General features: G+C 72.3%; 19 protein-coding genes, 1 tRNA gene, 1 other RNA gene and 1 pseudogene. 11 read left to right on the top strand and 11 right to left on the bottom strand.

Annotated features, from left to right (window positions below; all coding sequences use genetic code 11):
• Positions 1-114 precede the first annotated feature (114 nt).
• Both panB and pip read left to right on the top strand, forming a co-directional pair.
• Complete coding sequence (gene panB, locus DPA01S_RS01990) at positions 115-996, top strand: 3-methyl-2-oxobutanoate hydroxymethyltransferase (protein WP_061229291.1); 882 nt, start codon at positions 115-117, stop codon at positions 994-996.
• An 83-nt stretch (positions 997-1,079) separates the two neighbouring features.
• Complete coding sequence (gene pip / locus DPA01S_RS01985; protein ID WP_061229312.1) at positions 1,080-2,012, top strand: prolyl aminopeptidase; 933 nt, start codon at positions 1,080-1,082, stop codon at positions 2,010-2,012.
• Positions 2,013-2,036: 24 nt separating this feature from the next.
• Here pip and DPA01S_RS01980 read toward each other — a convergent pair whose 3' ends face one another.
• Together DPA01S_RS01980 and DPA01S_RS01975 are read right to left on the bottom strand one after the other, a co-directional pair.
• A complete protein-coding gene (locus tag DPA01S_RS01980; RefSeq protein ID WP_061229313.1) occupies positions 2,037-2,855 on the bottom strand; it encodes an SDR family NAD(P)-dependent oxidoreductase in 819 nt (272 codons plus the stop codon).
• 62 nt (positions 2,856-2,917) lie between these two features.
• Positions 2,918-4,429, bottom strand: coding sequence for a flavin-containing monooxygenase (locus tag DPA01S_RS01975; RefSeq protein WP_061229292.1), 1,512 nt, complete (start codon positions 4,427-4,429; stop codon positions 2,918-2,920).
• Positions 4,430-4,547: 118 nt separating this feature from the next.
• On the opposite strand from DPA01S_RS01975, the gene DPA01S_RS01970 reads away from it, so the two are divergent.
• A complete protein-coding gene (locus tag DPA01S_RS01970) occupies positions 4,548-6,161 on the top strand; it encodes a CYTH and CHAD domain-containing protein (protein ID WP_061229314.1) in 1,614 nt (537 codons plus the stop codon).
• Between the two features lie 68 nt (positions 6,162-6,229).
• Here DPA01S_RS01970 and DPA01S_RS16665 read toward each other — a convergent pair whose 3' ends face one another.
• The 6 genes and pseudogenes from DPA01S_RS16665 to cobC form a co-directional block, all read right to left on the bottom strand.
• A complete protein-coding gene (locus DPA01S_RS16665; RefSeq protein ID WP_153038742.1) occupies positions 6,230-6,403 on the bottom strand; it encodes an SPOR domain-containing protein in 174 nt (57 codons plus the stop codon).
• A 317-nt stretch (positions 6,404-6,720) separates the two neighbouring features.
• Positions 6,721-7,152: RNase P RNA component class A (rnpB, locus tag DPA01S_RS01965), an RNA gene on the bottom strand.
• Positions 7,153-7,250: 98 nt separating this feature from the next.
• A pseudogene (locus DPA01S_RS01960) lies at positions 7,251-7,904 on the bottom strand (histidine phosphatase family protein); the annotation flags it as partial.
• The gene (locus DPA01S_RS01955) at positions 7,895-8,626 is read right to left on the bottom strand and encodes a zinc ribbon domain-containing protein (protein ID WP_061229294.1); all 732 of its coding nucleotides are present in this window, start codon (positions 8,624-8,626) and stop codon (positions 7,895-7,897) included. The pseudogene DPA01S_RS01960 and the gene DPA01S_RS01955, both read right to left, overlap by 10 nt.
• A gap of 11 nt (positions 8,627-8,637) precedes the next feature.
• On the bottom strand, positions 8,638-9,795 hold the full coding sequence (locus tag DPA01S_RS01950) for a Nif3-like dinuclear metal center hexameric protein (RefSeq protein WP_061229295.1): 1,158 nt from the start codon (positions 9,793-9,795) through the stop codon (positions 8,638-8,640).
• Positions 9,792-10,901, bottom strand: coding sequence for an Rv2231c family histidinol phosphate aminotransferase CobC (gene cobC / locus DPA01S_RS01945; RefSeq protein ID WP_061229296.1), 1,110 nt, complete (start codon positions 10,899-10,901; stop codon positions 9,792-9,794). Before cobC ends, DPA01S_RS01950 begins: the two co-directional genes overlap by 4 nt.
• A 104-nt stretch (positions 10,902-11,005) precedes the next feature.
• Here cobC and DPA01S_RS01940 point away from each other — a divergent pair, with 104 nt between their 5' ends.
• From DPA01S_RS01940 to DPA01S_RS01925, 4 genes are read left to right on the top strand one after another with little or no spacing between them, the layout of a single operon-like run.
• The gene (locus DPA01S_RS01940) at positions 11,006-11,674 is read left to right on the top strand and encodes an HAD hydrolase-like protein (RefSeq protein WP_061229297.1); all 669 of its coding nucleotides are present in this window, start codon (positions 11,006-11,008) and stop codon (positions 11,672-11,674) included.
• Positions 11,664-12,140, top strand: a complete 477-nt coding sequence (locus tag DPA01S_RS01935) for a low molecular weight protein-tyrosine-phosphatase (RefSeq protein ID WP_061913746.1) — start codon at positions 11,664-11,666, stop codon at positions 12,138-12,140. The genes DPA01S_RS01940 and DPA01S_RS01935 overlap by 11 nt, the downstream gene beginning before the upstream one ends.
• Before the next feature lie 51 nt (positions 12,141-12,191).
• A complete protein-coding gene (locus tag DPA01S_RS01930) occupies positions 12,192-13,196 on the top strand; it encodes an SURF1 family cytochrome oxidase biogenesis protein (RefSeq protein WP_061913744.1) in 1,005 nt (334 codons plus the stop codon).
• 43 nt (positions 13,197-13,239) lie between these two features.
• Positions 13,240-14,418, top strand: a complete 1,179-nt coding sequence (locus tag DPA01S_RS01925) for an RCC1 domain-containing protein (RefSeq protein WP_061913742.1) — start codon at positions 13,240-13,242, stop codon at positions 14,416-14,418.
• 15 nt (positions 14,419-14,433) lie between these two features.
• On the opposite strand, the gene DPA01S_RS01920 is transcribed toward DPA01S_RS01925, so the two are convergent.
• The 3 genes from DPA01S_RS01920 to DPA01S_RS01910 all read right to left on the bottom strand — a co-directional run bounded on the left by DPA01S_RS01920 (position 14,434) and on the right by DPA01S_RS01910 (position 16,075).
• Entirely contained in the window at positions 14,434-15,465 is a 1,032-nt protein-coding gene (locus DPA01S_RS01920; RefSeq protein WP_061229301.1) for a CobD/CbiB family cobalamin biosynthesis protein, read from the bottom strand.
• Positions 15,466-15,469: 4 nt separating this feature from the next.
• Positions 15,470-15,542, bottom strand: a tRNA-Val gene (locus tag DPA01S_RS01915).
• Between the two features lie 98 nt (positions 15,543-15,640).
• The gene (locus tag DPA01S_RS01910; protein WP_007628241.1) at positions 15,641-16,075 is read right to left on the bottom strand and encodes a DUF3052 domain-containing protein; all 435 of its coding nucleotides are present in this window, start codon (positions 16,073-16,075) and stop codon (positions 15,641-15,643) included.
• A 305-nt stretch (positions 16,076-16,380) separates the two neighbouring features.
• On the opposite strand from DPA01S_RS01910, the gene aceE reads away from it, so the two are divergent.
• The 4 genes from aceE to acpM all read left to right on the top strand — a co-directional run bounded on the left by aceE (position 16,381) and on the right by acpM (position 21,865).
• A complete protein-coding gene (gene aceE, locus DPA01S_RS01905) occupies positions 16,381-19,176 on the top strand; it encodes a pyruvate dehydrogenase (acetyl-transferring), homodimeric type (protein ID WP_061913740.1) in 2,796 nt (931 codons plus the stop codon).
• Complete coding sequence (locus DPA01S_RS01900; RefSeq protein ID WP_082767758.1) at positions 19,173-20,426, top strand: PucR family transcriptional regulator; 1,254 nt, start codon at positions 19,173-19,175, stop codon at positions 20,424-20,426. The genes aceE and DPA01S_RS01900 overlap by 4 nt, the downstream gene beginning before the upstream one ends.
• Positions 20,427-20,581: 155 nt before the next feature.
• Positions 20,582-21,508: an ACP S-malonyltransferase gene (locus DPA01S_RS01895; protein WP_082767759.1), complete on the top strand. Its 927-nt coding sequence runs from the start codon at positions 20,582-20,584 to the stop codon at positions 21,506-21,508.
• A 105-nt stretch (positions 21,509-21,613) separates the two neighbouring features.
• Positions 21,614-21,865, top strand: a complete 252-nt coding sequence (gene acpM, locus DPA01S_RS01890; RefSeq protein ID WP_007629089.1) for a meromycolate extension acyl carrier protein AcpM — start codon at positions 21,614-21,616, stop codon at positions 21,863-21,865.
• The last annotated feature ends 76 nt before the right edge of the window (positions 21,866-21,941 follow it).

Raw genomic sequence — 21,941 nt, 5'->3', positions numbered from 1 at the left:
GACTCGACCGCGACACCGCGCGGCGGCCGCCGCCCGAGATGTCACCGCCCCCTGTCCCACCCGGGGACCGGCCCCCGGCCGGCCTCGAGGCATCGAAGGAAGGCCACACACCTCATGAGCGACACCCCCGACACCCCGGTCTACGGCTCCGGCGACGCCCCGCGGCGGACGTCGCCCGGCTCCGGCGGGCAGGAGGGCCTGACGCGGGTCACGCGCCTGCACCACCTCGCGGAGCTCAAGGCCGCCGGCGAGCCGTGGCCGATGCTCACCGCCTACGACTTCGTCTCCGCACGTCTGTTCCAGGAGGCGGGGATCCCCGTCCTGCTGGTGGGCGACTCCGCGGCCAACGTGGTCTACGGCTACGACACGACCGTTCCGGTGACAGAGGACGAGCTGATCCCGCTCGTCCGTGCCGTCACCCGGGGCGCGCCCAAGGCGCTGGTCGTGGCGGACCTGGTGTTCGGCAGCTACGAGGCCTCGCCCACCCAGGCCGTGGCCGCGGCGACCCGCATGCTCAAGGAAGGCGGTGCGCAGGCGGTCAAGCTCGAGGGCGGCGTGCGGATGGCCCCGCAGATCCGCGCGATCGTCGACGCCGGCATCCCCGTGATGGCCCACATCGGCTTCACCCCGCAGTCCGTCAACGGGCTCGGCGGGTTCCGCGTCCAGGGCCGAGGGGACGCCGCCGAGCAGCTGCGCGCCGACGCCCGCGCCGTCCAGGAGGCCGGCGCGTTCTCCGTGGTCATGGAGATGGTGCCCGCCGACCTGGCCCGCGAGGTCACCGCGGAGCTGGAGATCCCGACCGTGGGGATCGGCGCCGGTAACGGCTGCGACGCCCAGGTCCTCGTCTGGCAGGACATGGCCGGCCACAGCACCGGTCGGACCGCCAAGTTCGTCAAGCGGTACACCGAACTGGCCGACACGCTGCGCGAGGCCGCCCGCGAGTACGGCACGGAGGTCCGTTCGCGGGCCTTCCCCGGCGCCGAGCACTCCTTCTGATCGTGGGAGCCCCCGCGATCGGCACCGCCCGGAGTGGTGCCCGCCGCGCCCCGTACCCGGAGATCGAACCGTACGAGACCGGCATGCTCGACGTGGGCGACGGGCAGCGTCTGTACTGGGAATGCTCCGGCAACCCGGACGGCGCTCCCGTGCTCTTCGTCCACGGCGGGCCGGGCGGGGGCACCGACCCCGCGCACCGCCGCATGTTCGACCCGGCCGTCTACCGGATCATCCTGGTGGACCAGCGCGGGTGCGGGCGCAGCACACCGCACGTGGCCGACGGCGCGGACCTGTCCATCAACACGACGTGGCACCTGGTGGCCGACCTCGAGCGGCTGCGTGAGGCGCTGGGCGTCGACCGCTGGCTGGTGTTCGGCGGTTCGTGGGGCTCGACGCTCGCACTGGCGTACGCCCAGGAGCACCCCGACCGGGTCCGCGGCCTGGTGCTGCGCGGGATCTTCCTGTGCCGCCCCGGCGAGATCGACTGGTTCTACCGGGGCGGTGCCGCGCACCTGTTCCCCGACGTGTGGGAGGGCTACCTCGCGCCGCTCGTCGCCGCCGACGGCGCCGAGGCCGTCCACGGGCCCGGTTATGACCACGTCGCGGCCTATCACCGCCTCCTGCACTGCGGCGATACGCGGCTCGAGCTGGAGGCCGCCCGGGCGTGGACGATGTGGGAGACCTCCACGTCGACCCTGCTGCCCCGCACGGTCGGCAAGGCCGGGGATCCGGACCGGTTCGCGCTGGCCTTCGCCCGGATCGAGAACCATTACTTCGTCAACGACGCGTTCCTGCGGGGTCGGGCGATCCTCGACCGGATCGGCCGCATCGCCCACCTCCCCGGCGTGATCGTCCACGGGCGCTACGACGTCGTGTGCCCGGTGGCCAACGCGTGGGAGCTGCACGCGGCGTGGCCGGGTTCCGAGCTGCACATCGTGCCGGATGCGGGGCACGCGATGGCCGAACCGGGCACGACGCACCACCTGCTCGAGGCCACGGACGCGTTCCGCCCCTGACCCGCCGGCGCGCCGACCGCCGGCTCAGACCACCCCGAACCGCCGCGAGGCCGCGACCGTCGCCTTCTGGTAGCCGGCCGGGAACAGTCTCACCAACGCGTCGAGAACGTGCGCGTCCACCCCGACCAGTACGCGCGGTCGTCGCCGCTCGACGCCGTCGAGGATGACGCGCGCGGCGGTCGAGGCCTCCGTGCGGGCGAACTTCGTGTCGAAGATGGTCGCGAAGTCGGCACTGTCGAGCCCCTCGGCCGCGCCGGCGCTACGGGCGACGGCGGTCTTGATGCCACCGGGGTGGACGCAGGTGACATCGACCGGGTGACCGGCGGCGAGCATCTCCATCCGCAGCGACTCGGTGAACTGCTGGACCGCCGCCTTGGCCGCGTTGTAGGCGTTCTGCGTGGGCACGGACAGGAACGCGAAGATGCTGGAGATGTTGACGAGGTGGCCGTCGCCGGAGGCGATGAGGTGCGGGAGGAACTCCTTCGTGCCGTGTACGACGCCCCAGTAGTCGACGTCCATCACGCGCGCGATGTCCTTGTACGCGGACTGCTCGACCGCCCCGGTGAACGCGATCCCGGCATTGTTGATCACCAGGTGGACCACGCCGTAGTGCTTGGCGACCAGTCCGGCGTACTCGGAGACCATGGCCTGTTCGGTGACGTCGAGGCGCTGCGCGTGCACGTCGGTGGCGCCGTCGCCGCGCGCCAGCTCGACGGTGCGGGCCAGGCCGTCCGGTTCGATGTCGCTCAGGGCGAGTCGCGCGCCGCGTCGGGCGGCCTCGCGAGCCAGCTCGCGTCCGATGCCGGAACCGGCGCCGGTGACGACGACGACCTTGCCGTCCATCCGCCAGCGGCGCGTGTCGGCGCGTGCGCGCCAGGGGCGGGACAGTCCGGCGCCGCGGGCGCTCACCGGAGGGCCTCCTGCCCCGTGGGCGTCGCGGCGGCGAGCCGGGCCGTGCTCTGCCGGCGGTAGGCGCTCAGGTCGAACTCGCGGGTCTGCCGGCGGAAGGCGAGCGTGAAATCCGGCCACACGGCCGGGGCGTTGCCCTTGTCGTCGAGGTACCAGCTCCGGCAGCCGGTCACCCAGACGGTCTCACCGGTGTGCTCGCGCAGCTCGCGGTTGTACGCCTCCTGGACGGCCTCGCGGACCTCGACGGTCTGCAGGTCGTGTTCCCGCATGGTGCGCAGCGCGTCCACGAGGTAGTTCAGCTGGGACTCGATCATGTAGATCATCGACGAGTGCCCGAGGCCCGTGGCCGGGCCGACCAGGACGAACAGGTTCGGGTAGCCGGCCACCGTGGTGCCCTTGTAGGCCTGCATGCCCTCGCTGCGCCACTTCTGCGCGAGGGTCCGGCCGTCGGTGCCGCGAACGCGCTCGAAGAACGGCGAGTCGGTGACGTGGAATCCGGTGGCCACGACCAGCACGTCGGCGGGATGCTCGACGCCGTCGGCGGTGACGATCCCGCTCCCGGTGACCCGGGCTATCGGCTCGGTCACGAGGTCGACGTTGTCCCGGCCGAGCGCGGGATACCAGGTGTTGGACAGCAGGATTCGTTTGCAGCCGATCTCGAAGTTCGGGGTGACCTTCTCCCGCAGGGCCCGGTCGCGGACCTGCATCGCGAGGTGCGCGCGGCCGAGCGCCTTGATCGGCGCCAACGCGGCGCGGGTGCGGGTCAGCCCCACCACCTGGAACTCACGGCTGGCGTACTGCAGGGCCCGGACGGCCTTCTGCAGGCCGGGCACGCGGCGGTACAGCGACCGCTCGAGGCGCGGGTAGGGACGGTCCATGCGGGGAAAGACCCAGGGCGCGGTGCGCTGGTAGACGTCGAGGTGACCCACCGTCGGCGCGATGGACGGGACCACCTGGATGGCTGACGCCCCGGTCCCGATCACCGCCACGCGGCGATCGGCCAGCGGGACCGAGTGGTCCCATCGGGCGGTGTGGAAGACGTCGCCCGCGAAGTCCTCGATGCCGTCGATCTCCGGCCGCCTCGGCTCGCACAGGGCCCCGACGCCCAGGACGACCACGCGGGCGTCGTACTCCCCCGCGCTCGTGGACACCGACCAGCGGCCGCGGTCGGCGTCGTACTCAACGGAGGTGACGTCGACCCCGAAGCGGATCTTCTCGCGGACCCCGGTCTCGGCGGTGACCCTACGGATGTAGTCGTAGATCTCCCCCTGCGGGGAGAACGCCCGGGACCAGTCGGGGTTGAGTGCGAACGAGTAGGAGTAGAGGTGGGACGGGACGTCGCACGCCGCGCCCGGGTAGCTGTTGTCGCGCCACGTCCCGCCGACGTCGTGGCCGCGTTCGAGGACCACGAGGTCGTCGAACCCCTCCTGCGTGAGCCGGATCGCCGTGCCGAGGCCGGAGAACCCGGCCCCCACGACGAGGACGTCGACCACGTTCGGCTGATCCACAGTTTCTCCCTACGACGAGTGTGTGATCTGCGACGCTCCCGATCTTACCCGCAAGTAAGTCCTGGTAGGGGTGTAGCGCGGTGGCACGGTGTTCACCGACGGCTGGTACAACCGGTCCATGACGATCAACGAGACCGTCGAGGTCGAGAGCAAGTTCGAGGTCGACGACGACATCCCGGCGCCCTCCGCCGACGCGTTCGCGCCGCTCGTCGTCGACGGTCCGGATGAGTACGAGCTCTCCGCCGTCTACTACGACACGGATGATCTCTCGCTCACCCGGCACAAGGTGACGCTGCGCCGCCGCACCGGCGGGGACGACGAAGGGTGGCACCTCAAGCTGCCCGCCCACGCCGGCCGTGTCGAACTGCAGGCCCCTCTCGGCGACGAGGTCCCGGACGAGTTCCTCTCCGCGGTCGCCGGGCTGGTCCGTCGCCGTCCACTGGCGCCCGTCGCCCGGATCGACAACCTCCGGCGGGTCCACACGCTGCGGGACGACCACGGCGCCGCGGTGATCGAGTTCTGCGACGATCACGTCTCCACCGAGGCCTTCGTGAACGGCGGGTCCGCGGCCACGTGGCGGGAGTGGGAAGCCGAGATCGTCGATCCGGCGCGACCCGACGCACACGCCCATCTCGCGGCCGTCGCCGCCGCGTGCACGGACGCCGGGGCCACCACCTCGTCGTCGTCCTCCAAACTCGCCCGCGCGATCGGACCCCTCCCGGACGCCGGTGACGAGGGCGTCTCCCCCGTCCGCGACGCCCTGGCACGCGACCTGGGCACGCTGCTCGACCACGATCCGGCCGCCCGGCGCACCACCATGGTGGGCGTCCACCAGATGCGCGTCGCGGTCCGCGGGCTGCGCAGCACCATCAGCACCTACGCCGCGGAGCTCGAGGCCGACGCCGCCGACACCGATCTCGACCTGCCCGGGCTGCTCGCCGAGCTCAAGGTCCTCGCCGCCGTTCTGGGCAGACTCCGCGACATCCAGGTGGTCGACGAGCGCCTCGGGGACCTGGCCGCCGGATACCCCGAGGACGTGGTCAGCCCGCAGATCCGTCAGCGATTGCGGGTGGAACTCGACGCGGAGGCCCGGCGCGCGGGTGAACGGGTCACTTCGGCTCTGCTCTCCGACCGGTACCTCGACCTGGTCGACCGGCTCCACGAACTGGCCCGCGTCGCCGGCGGAACCACGGCGAAGGGCGGCAAGAAGAAGCGCCGCGAGGCCGGGGAACTGATGCTGAGTGGCGTCGACCGCCAGTTCAAGAAGTTCACCAAGGTCCGCACCCGCACCGAGCGCGACCTCGCGGAACTCGACCTCACGCTGGCCGAGCGGGAGGAACTCACCCACGTCGTGCGCAAGCGCGCCAAGGCCCTGCGCCGCAACGTCAACGCCCTGCCCGGGACGGACGGGCTCACCGTGGCACCCTTGCGCGACGCCTGTCAGCGCCTGCACACCGTGCTCGGGGATGTGCAGGACAGCGTCACGACCCGGCGGTGGCTCCGCCGCATCGCCCGCCGCGCCGAGATCGCCGGCGAGTCGACGTTCGGGTTCGGGGTGCTGTTCGAGCGCGAGCGCGGCTTCTCCGAGCGAGCCCTCGACGGGTTCGAGAGCGACGCCGCGGCGGTCACGGCCGCCTACCGCGAGTTGTCGGAGTCACGGCGCGCGGCGCGCAAGCGTCGGAAGAAGGACGAGAAAGCCAAGAAGGGCAAGAAGAAGGGCGGCAGAAAATAGCGCCGGTCGCGCGGTCGACGCGCGCGCCGATGAGTCCCCGTAACGCGCGGCGGCCTCGCCGAGTCGGATCAGTCCTTCTCGTCCTCGGCGTCCCACGCCTCGTTGCGCGCCCTGGCCTTGGCCAGCGCCGCCTCCGCCTCGGCTCGCGTGGCGTACGGGCCCATCCGGTTGTCCCAGTTGGTCACCTTGCCCTGCAGCGCCTGACCTGTGGCGATGTCGTAGTACCACTGCTCTTCCGACATGGCGGACCTCCTCGGATCGACGGGCTGGGCTAGCACCCACGACCCTACTAGCGGCGGCCCGTCGACGTGCGGCGTGACGACCTGTGACGCGCGATTGGACAGAGTGCCAGCGCGTCCTCCTCCGGATGCGCTGGCTCTTTGGCTTGTGATGGGAGAATGGTCCATTTCGCCATCACAACCGGGCGATGTTCGAGCAAGCGGCCAGCGTAGGGCGAAGGGACAGCGCATCTCGGGGCCGTCGCGCTGCCACTCTGTACTCGCGGGCTCTCTGGTCGCACTACCGGTCCTGTGCCGAACTGGCGGGGCGCGGGGCGGGGCGAACGAGTCGGCCTGTAAGCCGGATCCTGTGCCCACCGCGTGCGGCGGGCGACGACCATCCATCTGGGCACACCGTCACCGGGTACCTCGAGCGGTCCACCCGCGGACTCGGGCGAGCAGCCCTCCCCGTGCGTCACCGCACGTCCATCCGCGCAGTCGCACCGCGGACGGTGCGACCTTCGACCTTGCTCCGGGCGGGGTTTACCGAGCCACCCCGGTCACCCGGGGTGCTGGTGCGCTCTTACCGCACCGTTTCACCCTTACCGCGCCGGCGTGGGCGCGGCGGTCTGTTTTCTGTGGCACTGTCCCGCGGGTCGCCCCGGGTTGCCGTTAGCAACCGCCCTGCTCTGTGGAGTCCGGACTTTCCTCGGGCCGGGGCCTGGCCACGCGTGGGCGCCGGTTCCCCTGTCCGCGGCCGTCCGGCCGACTCGTTCGCCGCCCCAGTCTAGTCCCCGGCGCGCGCCGGCCGCGGGGCGAGGTGCCGCGTCAGCCGAGGGGCGAGGTGCCGGCCGCGGGGCGAGGTGCCGCGTCAGCCGAGGTGCGAGGTGTCGTTGACCAGGTGGACCGACGTGGGCCCGTCGGAGTAGAAGCGCACATCGGAGACCGAGGCCAGGTCCAGGTGCAGGCGGAACAGGAGCTCGTCGCCGGCGCCGAGCCCGGCGCGGATGGCCAGCTTGATGGGGGTGACGTGGCTGACCACCGCGACCACCTGCCCGGGACGCTCGGCGACGATGCGACGCAGGCCCCGCTCGACGCGCTCTCGCACCACCTCGAAGCTCTCGCCCCCCGGCGGCGGGACAGAAGTGTCGCCGAGCCAGCGGGAATGTGTGTCGGGGTCCTGCTCGGCGGCCTCGCGAAAGGTCAGCCCCTCCCACCGGCCGAAGTCGGTCTCAATGAGGTCGTCGTCCACGATGAGCGGCACGCCGGCGGCCTCGGCGACGCGCTCGGCGGTGCCCAGACACCGCCGCAGCGGCGAGGACACCACGGCGCTCAGGCCGGGCAACGAGGCGAGGCGGCGGGCGGTGCGTTCGGCCTGGGCCAGGCCGAGGTCGGTGAGCTCGGGGTCGCCCTGGCCGGAGTAGCGCCGGTCGACCGAGAGGGCGGTCTGGCCGTGCCGGGCCAACACGATGCGGGTGGGCCTGCCGGTGGCACCGGTCCAGCCGGAACCCGTGCTCACTGGTTGCCGGTACGGACGACGATCACACCGCATTCGGGGCAGGTGAGCACATCGTCGGCCGGCGCGGAGCGGAACGCGGCCACGGTGCTGCGGTCCAGGTCCATCGCACACGCCGAGCACCGGCCCCCGTTGAGGATCGCCGCCCCGACCCCGGCGTTCTCGGCGCTCCGGGAGTAGAGGGCGAGGAGATCCTCGGGGATCCCCTCGGCCTCGCGCGCCCGCTCCGCCGTTGTGGCCGTCACGGCGTCCTCGAGCTCGGCCAGCGCGGTGTCACGCAGTGTCCGCGCCATGCCGATGCGCGCGTCGAGGTCGGTGACGACCGCCCCTGAGTGGCGGACGTCGGCCTGCATGGCCTCGTGGCGTTCGCTGAGCTCGCCGAGTTCGGCCTCGAGCGCCTCCTGCCGGCGGGCCAGCGACCGCAGCTCGTAGTCCAGCTCGGTGGACTGGTGCTCGGACAGGCCGCCGGAGGCCAGCAGGTCGGAGTCGTGGGCGCGGCGACGGCGGACGGCGTCGAGATCCGAGCGCAACTTGGCCAGGGCGCGATCGAGGTCCTCGAGGTGGATCCGGGCCCGGGCGACGGACTCCGTGGCGGCTCGGCGCTCGGCCGTGAGACCGTCCAGCGTCTCCTGCTCGGGCAGGTGCTCTCGCCGGTGTGCGAGACCGGCCAGACGCAGGTCGAGGTCGGCGATGTCGACGAGTCGACGCTGGTGGTGGGGATCGGCCTTCATGGGAGCCAAGACTACCGCTGCCCGCGCGCTCCCCCGGCGGCCACCGTCCACGGATCGGTCCGCAGGTCGCACACGCTCGCGGTGACCCCGGCGCCCTCTTCGAGCAGGGCCGCGGCCTGCGCGCACCACGGGAACTCCAGCGCCCAGTGGGCGGCGTCGACGAGCATCGGCCCGCCCTCGCGCAGGTGCTCGTCCGCGATGTGGTGACGCAAATCCCCGGTGAGGTAGACGTCGGCGCCGGCCGCACGGGCGGCGCCGAGCAGGGAATCACCGGAGCCGCCGCACAGGGCGACGCGCCGGATCTCGGCCTCCGGATCGCCGGCGGCCCGCACACCCCACTCGGTGGTGGGCAAGCGGTCGGCGACGAGTCGGGTGAACGCGGCGAGGGTGGTGGGCTCGTCGAGATCGCAGATCCGTCCGAGCCCGGTGTCCTCCGGCCCGGGGCCGGGTCCGGCGTGGTTGACGAGGACGTCCATCGCGGGCACCTCGTACGGGTGCCCGGCCACGACCGCGCGCCGGACCGCGGAGCGCAACTCGGGCGGGGCCACGAACTCGACGCGGGTCTCGGAGACCTGTTCGGGCTCGCCGATGGTGCCGATACTCGGGTCGGTGCCGTCGCCGGGCCGGAAGCGCCCGGTGCCGCGCACGGAGAACGAGCACTCGGTGTAGCCGCTCATCCGTCCGGCCCCGGCCGCGAACACGGCGTGCAGGAGGTCCTCGAGATCGTCGTCCGGCACGGTCACGACCCACCGGTCGACGGTGCCGTCGCCGGTCGGTGAGAGCGGGGCGCCGGAGGTCAGGCCGAGCGCGTCGGCGAGGGCGTCGTTGACGCCGGGGCGCGCGGAGTCGGCGTTGGTGTGTGCGGCGTACAGGGCGCACCCCCCGGCGATGAGGCGGTGCAGGAGACGTCCCTTGGGCGTGTCCGCGGCCACGGAGTGCACACCGCGCAGGAGCGGCGGGTGGTGGACGAGCAGTAGGTCGGCGCCCTGGGCGAGGGCGTGGTCGACCACGGCGTCCGTGGCGTCCACCGCCACGACGACGCGAGAGACCTCGGAGGCGGGGTCGCCGGCGACCAAACCGACGCGGTCCCACGACTCGGCCAGGCGCGGCGGGTACGCCCGCTCCAACAGGTCGATCACGTCGGCCAGGGTGGGCCTGCCGGTGGTCATGCTCGCTCCCCTTCCAGTCGGTTCCTCGCCGCGTCGGCGGCCGCGTGCCAGGCGCCGACGAGCTCGTCCACCATCGTGCCCGGCCGCACGGCCAGCCGCAGGTAGGACGCGTCGAGGCCCGGGAACGTGTCGCAGCGACGGGTGACCACGCCGCGTCGCACGAGGCCGTCGCGGAACGCCTCCGGATCGACGCCCGGCGGGGTGCGGACCAGCACGAACGGCGCCGACGGGGGCACGGCCACCTCGATCCGGGCGGCGGCGAGGGCCTCCACCATCGCCTCCCGCTCCACCGCGACATCGATGCGTAGGCGGGCGAGCTCGCCGTCCGCGCCGGTCCCGACGCACGCCCGGATCGCCTCGAGCTGGAGCGTGCCCAGCGGCCAGTGCGGTCTGTGAGCGGCGAGGTCCGCCAGCACGGCGGGGTCGCCGACCGCGTACCCCACGCGCAAGCCGGCCAGCGCCCAAGTCTTCGTCAGCGAGCGCACCACGACCAGGCCGGGCAGGTCGGCGCCCGCGAGGGAGTGCCCGGCCTCGTCGTCCACCATGTCGCAGAACGCCTCGTCCACCACGGTCACGCGCCCGGGACGGCACAGCGCCGCGACGGCGGCGCGGGGGTGTAGCACCGACGTGGGGTTGGTGGGATTACCGACGACGACGAGGTCCGCGTCCCCCGGGACCAGTGCCGGATCCAGACGGAACGGGTCCGGCAGAAGGACACGCTCGACTCCGACGCCGGCCCGTCGCAACTCCAGCTCGGGTTCGGTGAAGGACGGGTGCACCACGGCGGCGCGCAGGCGGTGTCGGGCCGCGTGGCCGGCGAGGAGGTGGAACCCCTCCGACGCCCCGCCCAGGAGCAGGACGCGCTCGCGCATCACCCCGTGACGGGCGGCCACGGCCGAGACCGCGGCCTCGTCGTCGTCGCCCCCGGGATATCCCCCCAGGTCGGCGAGGCGCGCCGCCAACCTGTCGCGAAGCCACGCCGGCGGTCCCGACCCGCGCACGTTGACGGCGAAGTCCAGGGCCCCGGGGACCAGCTCGGCGTCCCCGTGGTGACGCAGCGCCGCCCACGACGGCTCGTCGGCGCGGACCCCGGTCGATTCGGTCATGCCGGAAGCGTAGGACGGCGGCCTCGTCGCCCGGCCGCCGCCCGGCACCCCCGGCCCGGCAGCCACCGCCCGACCCGCGCCCCCGCCTCTGGGAGGATGGCGGCATGACCGACCGCCCGATCCTCCTCGTGGACCTCGACGGCACCATCACCGACTCCCTCGACGGCATCGCCCGATCGCTGCACCACGCGCTCGACGTCGTGGGCGCCCGCTGGGACGTCTCCCGCGACATCCGCTCGATCGCCGGGCCGCCCATGATCGACACCCTCGCCTCGCTCGGCCTGGCCGGCGCCGACCTCGACCGCGCGATCGACGCCTACCGCGAGCGCTACGACGAGGTCGGCTGGCGCGAGAACGCCGTCTTCACCGGCATGGACACGCTGCTGAACCGCCTGGCCGTGGACGGGTACCGGATGGCCGTGGCCACCAGCAAGGACCAGAACGCCGCCCGCAGGATCCTCGGCCACTTCGACCTGCTCGCGCCCTTCGAGTTCGTCGGCGGCGCCGACATCGGAGTGGGGCGGCTGGCCAAGGCCGACGTCGTCGCGCACTCCCTCGCCGCGATGGGTGTCGAGCCCGTGCCCGACGCCGACGGCGGCACGGACGGGGTGCTGATGATCGGCGACCGCGAACACGACATCGACGGCGCCGCCCGGTACGGCATCCCCACCGCCATCGTGCGCTGGGGCTACGGCCGGCCCGAGGAGTGGGACAGGGCCCGCTGGTCGGCCGTCGACACCGCAGCACTGGAGGAGATCATCCGTGGCTGGTGACCGAACGGTACGAGTGGTGTTCGTCTGCACGGGCAACATCTGCCGCTCCCCCATGGCCGAGGTCATGGCGCGGCACGAATTCGAACAGGCCGGGCTCGGCGACCGGGTGAGGATCTCCAGCGTCGGCACCGGCGACTGGCACGTCGGCCACGGCATGGACCCGCGCGCGGCGTCCGAGCTCGCGGCCCACGGCTACGACACCGCGCACGTGGCCGCGCAGCTGTCCGACGACGACCACGACGCCGACCTGCTCGTGGCGCTCGACAGCGGCCACCGCGACCACCTCCTGCGCGCGGACGTCGACCCCGACCGGGTCCGCCTGTTGCGCGCGTACGAACCCGGGGCCGACGGTGCGGACGTGGCCGACCCCTACTACGGCGACGACAGCGGTTTCACGCGTACGCGCATGCAGATCTCGCGCGCCCTGCCCGGTCTGGTCGCCGAGGTGCGCGAGCTGCTGGGGTAGCCGCCACCACCGCGGCGGTGCCCCGCCCCGCCCGACCGATATCCTGGGAGCATGCGGATCCTGCGGCGCTTCCTGACCCCCGGGTGGGTGATCGGGGTTCTCGCCGCGATCCTGTTCGCCTGGGCGTGCTTCGCGTTCCTCGCCCCGTGGCAGCTCGGCAAGAGCGATGACCTCGAGGCCCGCAACGCCCGGCTGGTCGAGTCCGTCGAGGCCGAGCCCGCCCCGCTCGACGAAGTCGTGCGCGGCCCGCAGGACTACGCCGAACGCGAGTGGCGGCTCGTGACCCTCGACGGCCGGTGGGAGCCGGACTCCGAGGCCCTGCTGCGGCTCCGGTCGGTCGACGGCGAGCTGGTCTACCACGTCCTGACCGTATTCGACCCCGTCGACGGGCCGGATCTCCTCGTCAACCGCGGCTACGTGCAGGTGGGAGAGAACAACGCCGTCCCCGACTACCCCGCGGCGCCCGCCGGCGAGGTCGGGATCACCGCCCGCGTGCGCGTCGCCGAACCCGGCCAGGCCGATCCCGTCGAGCTCGACGGCCGTCCCGCGGTCCGCGTCGTCGACCCGGCCGTCATCGGCGACACCCTCGGGCACGACCTCCGGCCCGCCGGGTACCTGCAGCTGACCGGCGACCAGCCCGGCTCGCTCACCCCCGCGCCGATCCCGGGCATCGAGAACGGGCCCCACCTGTCCTACGGCCTTCAGTGGCTCGCCTTCGGCGTCCTCGCCCCGGCCGCCCTCATCTACTTCGCATGGGCCGAGATCCGCGCGCGGCGCCGCGACGACGACGCCGGGCTCGCCGACCGCACGGCGGACGCCGGTGATGCCGCGTCGGGCGGTGGCCCGGACGGCGACGCCGGCTACGCCGGCTCCGGCGTCGACGGGGGTGACGGCCCGGCCCCGAGGAGCGGCGTCGGAGTGTCGGCCGCGGACGACGAGGCCCGGGCCGACGACGAGGTCTCGGCCCGCGAACGCGCGATGCGCGCGCGTTACGGCGACCGCGACGCCGCCGAACAGCGGCGCGCGTTCCGCCGCGCCGACCGCCTGCGGAGCTGACGAACCGCTCGACAAGCGCCCCTCGCCCCAGCAGAATCCGGGGATGCGAATCCCGCGGCGCGCCGTCACCGTGACCACCGCCGTCTGCCTCGCGCTGGGCGGGACGACCGCGTGCAGCCCCGCCGACCGCGCCGTCCTCTTCGCGTCCGCCTGCTCGGACTCCACCGCTTTCCCCACCGCCCCCCGCCACGAGCCCGGACAGGCCCACCTCATCGGTCAGGTGATCCGGAGCGGCCTGCCCATGGGCCCGGTCCCCGGGTGGGACGACGTCGTCTCGGTCGCCGACGCCGGCACCACCCTGGCCGCCGTGCACGCCGGCGGGACCGTCTCCGTGGTGGGCGTCGACCACGACGGCCTCCTCGCCGGGACGGCCGGCGGCGCCGGGCAGACCCTGTTGCCGCGCCGTGTGTCCGGGATCTCGGACGCGATCTCGGTCGCCGCCGTGGGGTCGGCGTTCCTCGTCACCCACGCGGACGGCACGGTGTCCGGCTGGGGCGACTCGTTCATCGCCTCCGGCGCTCTCCGGGGCGACTCCCCGGTCCGCACGACCCCGGCCGCGGTGCAGGGCGTCGACGAGGTGGTCTCCGTCGCCGCCGGCTCCCTCAGCGCCCTCGCCCTCCGCTCGGACGGTGGTGTCCTGGGCTGGGGCGTCAACCTCACCGAGATCCTCGGTGAACCGCCCGGGACCACGGTCCGCCGGATCCGCGACGTCCCCGGGGCGGTCAGTGTGGCCGACGCGAGCGGGGCCGCGGTGATCGCCACCGCGACGGGCGAGGTGTGCGCGTGGGGCAACAACGTCCACGGCCTGCTGGGCGTGGAACCGCGCGGCGGGCAGACCAACCGGCCCGTCCGCGTGGACGGCTTCGGTGACGCCGGTGTCGTGCAGGTGGCCGGCGGCCAGCACTTCGCGCTGGCCCTCGATTCGGCCGGCACCGTCTGGACCTGGGGACGCACCGTCACGGGGATCCTCGGCGACGGCACGACCGACGACACCGTCCTCTCCTCCCCGCGGCCGGTGCCGGGGCTGCCGCCCCTGCGGTGGGTCGGGGCGAGCGAATCGTCCCCCTACGGGATCGACGGCGCCGGCGCGCTGTGGTCCTGGGGCCGCGGCCCCGTGCGCTCGCCGGAACCCGCTCGCGACACCCGGCCCCGTCGCGTCCCGCTGGCCGGACCGGCCCAGACCGTCTCGGGCGCCCTCGTCTTGCTGGCACCGGGAGACTGACCCGCGGCGCCCGGCTCAGTCAGTTGACCCGCGGGCCCCGGATCGGTGGCCGCGCGCGCCCGCGGCGGCAGCGCACACGGCGGCCGCCGCGGCCCCGATCTGCACCGCCCGCATGAGCCGGACGGCCCGCCGGATGTCGACGGGGCTCGGCGCGGGGCCGTCACCGAGGCGGGGCCGCTGCTCCGTCCCGTACGGGTACGGGGTGGGCCCGCCGAGCCGGACGCCGAGCGCTCCCGCGCACGACGCCTCCGCCACGCCGGCGTTGGGACTCGGATGGGACGACGCGTCCCGACGCCAGATCCGGATCGCCTCCGCGGGCCGCCCGCCCACGACCGGGGCTACGGCCGCGGTCAGCAGGCCCGCGAACCGGGCGGCCGGCCACCCGAGCACGTCATCGAGCCGAGCCGACGCCCAACCGAAGTCGACGTAGCGCGGTGAGCGGTGCCCGACCATCGCGTCGAGCGTGTTGGCCGCACGGTGGGCCGCCGCCCCGGCGGGGCCCGCGACACCGGCCCAGAACAGCGTGGCCACCGCGGCGTCGGAGGTGTTCTCCGCGACCGATTCGACCACCGCCCGTGCGAGTTGGCCGGCGTCGAGAGCCCCGGGCTCGCGGCCGCACAACCACGGGAGCAGCCGCCGCGACCCGTCGACGTCGGACCGGTCGAGCAACTCCGCCTGGCGACGGGCGATCCGGAGGAGGGAGGTCCCGCCGAGGCAGGCCCACACCGTGGCCGCCGTGGTCGCCACACGCAGGGCGGGCCTGGCGGCCACGGCCGAGTCGAGACCGCGTACGGCGGCCGTCACCCCGCCGACGAGGACGACGGTGAAGACGACACCGCGGGCGCGAACGGCGACGCGGGCCGCTGTCGTGTCGGGGGCGCCGACGGCCCCGTGGGCGTCACCGGCGTCAACGGGCGGGTCGAGCAGTCCCTCCACACGCGAGGCCACTGCGCCGAAACCGGCCACCGGGTGCCGCCTCGAGGGGTCGGCCAGCGCCGCGTCGACGAGGAATCCGAGGGCGATGCCGCAGGCGCGAGAGGTGTCCATGGGGTGCGCGCGGAGGGAATCGAACCCCCGACCGCTGGTGTGTAAGACCAGAGCTCTAACCGCTGAGCTACGCGCGCGTGCACCGGCGCCTCACGGGCGCCGGTGCGGCTCAGATTATCCCACCGTGGGCCGCGACGCCCCGCGGGGCGGGCACGGAGCTCCCGGCATCCCTGCCCTACTTTCGCGGCATGCTGTTCTTACGGAGCGCGAGCCGACTCCCGACCCAGTCCCCGATAGCCGCCGTCCGGGTCTGGAGCATTCCCGCCGTCTGGGCGGACTCCGCGATGACGGCGGGCTCCACGTGCCCGTCCCGCCCCGTTTTGGGGGTGAGGACCCAGACGGATCCCTCGTCCGCGAGCGGCGTGACGACGTCCATCAGCCGATCGACGAGGTCCCCGTCGCCGTCCCTCCACCAGAGCAACACCGCGTCGACCACCTCATCGGTGTCCTCCTCCAGCAGCTCCGATCCGACGGCGTCCTCGACGGCCTCGCTGATCGACTCGTCGCAGTCGGAATCCCATCCGACCTCCTGAACGAGCATGCCCTCCGTCAGATCGAGCTGACCAGCTACCTGGTCCGCTCCGTCCTGCTGGTTCGCCGCGGCGACCACCGTGGTGTTCCTCCCTCTGTTCCGAGTAGTCCCTAGAGGACTTTCGCTGACCAGGAACACTACCCGTGGTCAGGCACCGGGGAAACGACTACCGCCCATTTACCGGCACGCGGCATCCCGCGACGGTGTCGCGGGTCACGCTTTGGGGCACAATCGGAAACGACGGGCCGACGGTGGCCCGGTCCGAGCCCGACGCGGTCCGCCACACACCCGTGGACCGCGGCGCGGGCCCGACGCTGTACCACGACGAGTGGTGGCCCCACCGGGCCGCCACGGTACGAATCGCAGAAGTGAGGACGAGAAGCATGACCGAGAACGCAGGCCCCAGGAACGGTTCCGCACCCACCAACGTTCCGGTCCTCCGCGAGGGCGTCGCGTCCTACCTGGCGGACTCCGATCCCGAGGAGACCCAGGAGTGGATGGATTCGCTCGACGGTCTGCTCGCCGAGGCCGGGCCCGAGCGGGCTCGTTACCTGATGCTTCGGCTGCTCGAACGTGCCTCGAAACAACGCGTGCCGCTCCCGGCGCTCACCTCCACGGACTACGTCAACACGATCCCCACGAGCCTCGAGCCGGAGTTCCCGGGCGACGAGGCGGTGGAGCGGACCTACCGCCGGTGGATCCGCTGGAACGCCGCCATCATGGTCCACCGCGCCCAGCGTCCCGGCATCGGCGTGGGCGGGCACATCTCGACCTACGCGGGCGCGGCGCCGCTCTACGAAGTGGGCTACAACCACTTCTTCCGCGGCAAGGACCATCCCGGCGGCGGTGACCACATCTTCTTCCAGGGCCACGCCTCCCCCGGCATGTACGCCCGCGCGTACCTCGAGGGTCGGCTCCGCGAGCACGACCTCGACGGCTTCCGGCAGGAGAAGAGCCACCCGGGGCGGTCCCTACCCTCCTACCCCCATCCCCGCTCGATGCCCGAGTTCTGGGAGTTCCCGACGGTATCGATGGGTCTCGGGCCCATCAACGCCATCTACCAGGCGCGGTTCAACCGCTACCTGCACAACCGCGGCATCAAGGACACCTCCCAGCAGCACGTCTGGGCGTTCCTCGGCGACGGTGAGATGGACGAGGTCGAGTCGCGCGGCGCGCTGCAGATCGCGGCCAACGACGCGCTCGACAACCTCACATTCGTCATCAACTGCAACCTTCAGCGGCTCGACGGGCCCGTCCGCGGCAACGGCCAGATCGTCCAGGAGCTCGAGTCCTACTTCAACGGCGCCGGCTGGAACGTCATCAAGGTCGTCTGGGGCCGCGAGTGGGACGCGCTCTTCGAGAAGGACACCGAGGGCGCGCTCGTCGCTCTGATGAACTCCGTCTCGGACGGCGACTACCAGACGTTCAGGGCCAACGACGGCGCCTACGTCCGCGAGCACTTCTTCGGCCGCGACCCCCGCACTGCCAAGCTGGTCGAGGACATGACGGACGAGGAGATCTGGAACCTGCGCCGGGGCGGGCACGACTACCGTAAGATCCACGCCGCGTACAAGGCCGCGCTCGAGCACACCGGTCAGCCGACCGTGATCCTGGCCCACACCATCAAGGGCTTCGGGCTGGGCCAGAACTTCGAGGGGCGCAACGCGACCCACCAGATGAAGAAGCTGACGCTCGACGACCTCAAGCTGTTCCGCGACAAGCAGCAGATCCCCATCACCGACGAGGAGCTCGAGGCCGATCCCACCCTGCCGCCCTACTACAACCCGGGGCCGAACTCCCCGGAGATCCGGTACATGCTGGACCGCCGTGCCGCGCTGGGCGGGCACGTGCCCGAACGGCGACAGACCTTCACCCCGTTGAACGTGCCCGACGTCGACGCCCTGAAGTCGCTCCGCAAGGGCTCGGGCAAGCAGGCCGTGGCCACGACGATGGCCCTCGTGCGAACCGCCAGGGAACTCATGCGCGACGAGTCGCTGCGCGACCGTTTCGTGCCCATCATCCCGGACGAGGCCCGCACCTTCGGTATGGACTCGTGGTTCCCGACGCTGAAGATCTACAACCCGCACGGCCAGAACTACACCTCGGTCGACCACGAGCTCATGCTGAGCTACAAGGAGGCCAAGAACGGCCAGATCATGCACGAGGGCATCAGCGAGGCCGGTTCGGTGGCCGAGTTCACGGCCGCCGGAACCGCGTACGCCACCCACGGCGAACCGATGATCCCGCTGTACATCTTCTACTCGATGTTCGGCTTCCAGCGGACCGGCGACGGGATCTGGGCCGCCGCCGATCAGCTCGCTCGGGGATTCCTACTCGGCGCGACCGCCGGCCGCACGACCCTCACCGGCGAGGGCCTCCAGCACATGGACGGACACTCCCCGCTGCTGGCGGCGACCAACCCGGGCATCATCTCCTACGACCCCGCCTGGGCCTACGAGGTCGCGCACATCATGCGTGCCGGCGTCGAGCGGATGTACGGGCCGGGTTCCGCCCACGAGACGGAGACCGACGGCATCGACCGCAATGTCTCCTACTACATCACCCTGTACAACGAGCCCGTTCCGCAGCCGGCCGAGCCCGAGGACCTCGACGTCGACGCCCTGCTGCGGGGCCTGTACCGCTTCCGCGCGGCCGGGTCCGGCACCCACAAGGCGTCCATCCTGGCCTCGGGTGTGGCCATGTACGCCGCCGTCGAGGCACAGAAGATGCTCGCCGAGGAGTGGGACGTCGCGGCCGACCTGTGGTCCGCGACCTCCTGGACCGAGCTGGCCCGCGACGGATTCGAGTGTGAGCGCCACGCCCTGCGCCACCCGGACCAGCAGCCGCGCACCCCGTTCGTAGCGGCGGCGCTGGCCGAGGCCGACGGGCCCAAGGTCGCGGTGAGCGACTTCCAGAAGGCTGTGCCGGACCAGATCCGCGCCTGGGTCCCTGGAGACTTCACGGTCCTGGGTTGCGACGGTTTCGGGTTCTCCGACACCCGCCCGGCCGCGCGTCGCTTCTTCAACACCGACGCCGAGTCGATCGTCGTCGCCGTGCTGGCGGGGCTCGTCCGCGAGGGCGCCATCGAGAAGGTCACCCTCCTCGAGGCCGCGCGTCAGTACCGGATCGACGACGTCATGGCCGCCCCCGAGCCGACGACGGATCCCGGAGTGGCGTGACCGAGACGTCCGACCCCGCCACCGGGGAGAGGGAGCCGGAGCGCGTCCGGCGGCGGTCGTCCACGCCGCCGGACGACAGGCCGGTCTCCGACGCGCTCCTCAAGCGCATCACGCGGTACTCGGGGACTCTGTCCACCGAGGCGGTTCGCGCCCTGGAGCAGGAGCTGCCGTTCTTCGCCGAGCTGTCGGCGGACCAGCGCGCGGAGATCCAGCTGATCATCCAGAGCGCGGTCCGTGACTTCGTCACCTGGGTGCGCAACCCCGAGGCGCCGCACACCGACACCATCGCCGGCTTCAAGCTGTTGCCCAAGGGCGTCGGTCAGGGGCTCACCCTGCAGCAGACGGTGCAGCTGGTGCGCTCGACCCTCGAGTACTTCGAGCTGGTGATGCCCCGGATCACCCACAACGAGCGACAGCGCGGCCTGATGATCGCGGCCGTTCTGAAGTTCGGCCGCGAGCTGGGGTTCACCGCGGCCTCCGTGTACGCCGCGGCGGCGGAGAACCGCGGCGCGTGGGACACGCGCATGGAGGCGATGATCGTCGACGCCGTGGTCCGCGGGGACCGGCACGCGGACCTCATCTCCGGTGCCTCCGCACTGAACTGGGACCCGACAACCGCGGCCACGGTCATCATCGGGACCCCGAGGGAGGACCTGGGTCTCGCCTCGGTCCCCGCCGTCCACCGGGCCGCCGTCTCGTCCGACCGGCACGCACTGGCCGTGGTCCAGGGCGCCCGCCTCGTCGTCATCCTCTCCGGAGAGCTGGAGTCCTCCGCTTCGATCCCACCCGCCCTTCTCGACGCGTTCTCCTCGGACGCCCCCGTCGTCCACGGCCACACCGTGGGCTCCCTGGTCGAGGCCCCGGACAGCGCGGCGGAGGCACTGTCCGGGGCGGCGGCGGTGAGCGGCTGGCCCGGCGCGCCGCGGCCCGTCGCGGCGATCGACCTCCTACCCGAGCGCGTCCTCGGGGGCGACCGCGGCGCGGCGGCGATGTTGGTCGACCGGATCGTCACGCCCCTGCGGGGTGCGGACGCCTCTGTCGAGGACACCCTTCGGGCCTATCTCGACTCAGGTGGGCACGTGGAGAAGTGCGCTCGCGAGTTGTACGTCCATCCCAACACCGTGAGGTACCGCTTGAAGAGAGTGGGTCAAATCACTAAATTCGACCCCCTCACCGCGCGGGACGCCTTCGTGCTGAGAATCGCACTGGTCCTCGGGAAGTTTGCCGAAAGAACTACTCAAGAAGGCTAAATATTCACTCGCGTCACACCCTGTAACGAATCCACGCCGTGCGGAGATGGACGAGCGGCCAGCTTGCAATTTGTGGGAACCCTACAAAATCCCGGGCTCGTTTCTGGCTTCGGGGACATCATCCGAACGGGGCCCGGCCGTGTTGTCTGATACCCGTGCTTTGCCTAACCGCCCCTGGACAAGGGTCACAGAAAGCCGGGATGCTCGCGCCCTGGCTCGAGCTGCCCGGCGCCTCCGACCGTCTCGCAGACTGGTCCGCGTCAAGCGGACTCGATCTCGAGCGCCTCGGCACCACGGCGACCCTGCAGGAGATCACCGACACCGCGGTGACCCAGCCACTCGTCGTGGCCTCCGCGCTCCTCGGTGCCGCGGAGTTGCGCCGACGCGGTCAGGTTCCCTCTGACACGCTGGTCGCGGGCCACTCGATCGGCGAGATCGCGGCGCTGGCGATCGCCGGCGTGGTCTCGGAGGCGGACGCCCTGCGCCTCGCGTCCGTGCGGGGGGCCGCGATGTCACGGGCGTGCGCGCAGCGACCGACCGGGATGATCGCCGTTCTCGGCGGGGTCGAGGCCGACGTGCTGCTGGCCCTGGACAACGCCGGGCTCGCGCCGGCGAACCGAAACGGCGCGGGGCAGATCGTCGCCGCGGGCCCGCTCGAGGCCTGCGACGCGCTCGAGCAGAACCCGCCCACCCGGGCGCGCCTGCGACGGCTCGAGGTCGCCGGCGCGTTCCACACGAGCTACATGGACTCCGCCGTCGACGAGTTCCGCGCGCTGGCCGACACGGTCGAGGTCAACGATCCCGACCTGACGCTGCTGTCCAACGCCGACGGCGTGGCCGTCGCGTCGGGGCGCGACGCCCTCGACCGGGTCGTCTCGCAGATCACCCACCCCGTGCGCTGGGACCTGTGCACGCAGACCATGCTCAAGCTGGGCGTCGACGCGTTCGTCGAGCTCCCGCCCTCGGGTGCCCTGGTCGGACTGGCTAAGCGCTCGATGCGTGACGTCGCCCGCCACGGCGTGACCGTCCCCGAGGACATCGAAACCGCTCTCGAGACGGTGCCCGCACTCAGCGGGGCCTGAAGCTCCCCCGACCACCCCCGCTCGTCGGCCGTCGCCGATGATCGGGTACGAAAAACGTCCGTCGCGCCCGTCGGGCACGACTTCACCCATCAGAAAGGACATCACATGGCACGCACCGAGGCCGAGATCATCGCAGGACTCGCGGAAATCGTCGAGGAGGTCACCGGGATCGAGCCGTCCGAGGTGACCCCCGAGAAGTCCTTCGTCGACGACCTCGACATCGATTCGCTCTCCATGGTGGAGATCGCCGTGCAGACCGAGGACCGTTACGGAGTGGAGATCCCCGACGAGGACCTCGCCAAGTTGCGTACCGTGCAGGATGCGGTCGATTACATTCAGAAGATCGACCAGAGCTGATGTCACGCCTCGTTCGTCGGGGCGGGGACGCGTTCAGGGCCGAAGGTGCGGTCGGTGCACCACGTCGAGCCCGCGT

Source organism: Dietzia papillomatosis NBRC 105045 (genome assembly GCF_001570845.1).
In the GTDB taxonomy this organism is placed as follows: domain Bacteria; phylum Actinomycetota; class Actinomycetes; order Mycobacteriales; family Mycobacteriaceae; genus Dietzia; species Dietzia cinnamea.
Note: the sequence above shows the minus strand (reverse complement) of the source record. Positions and strands in the feature narration are given on the sequence as shown.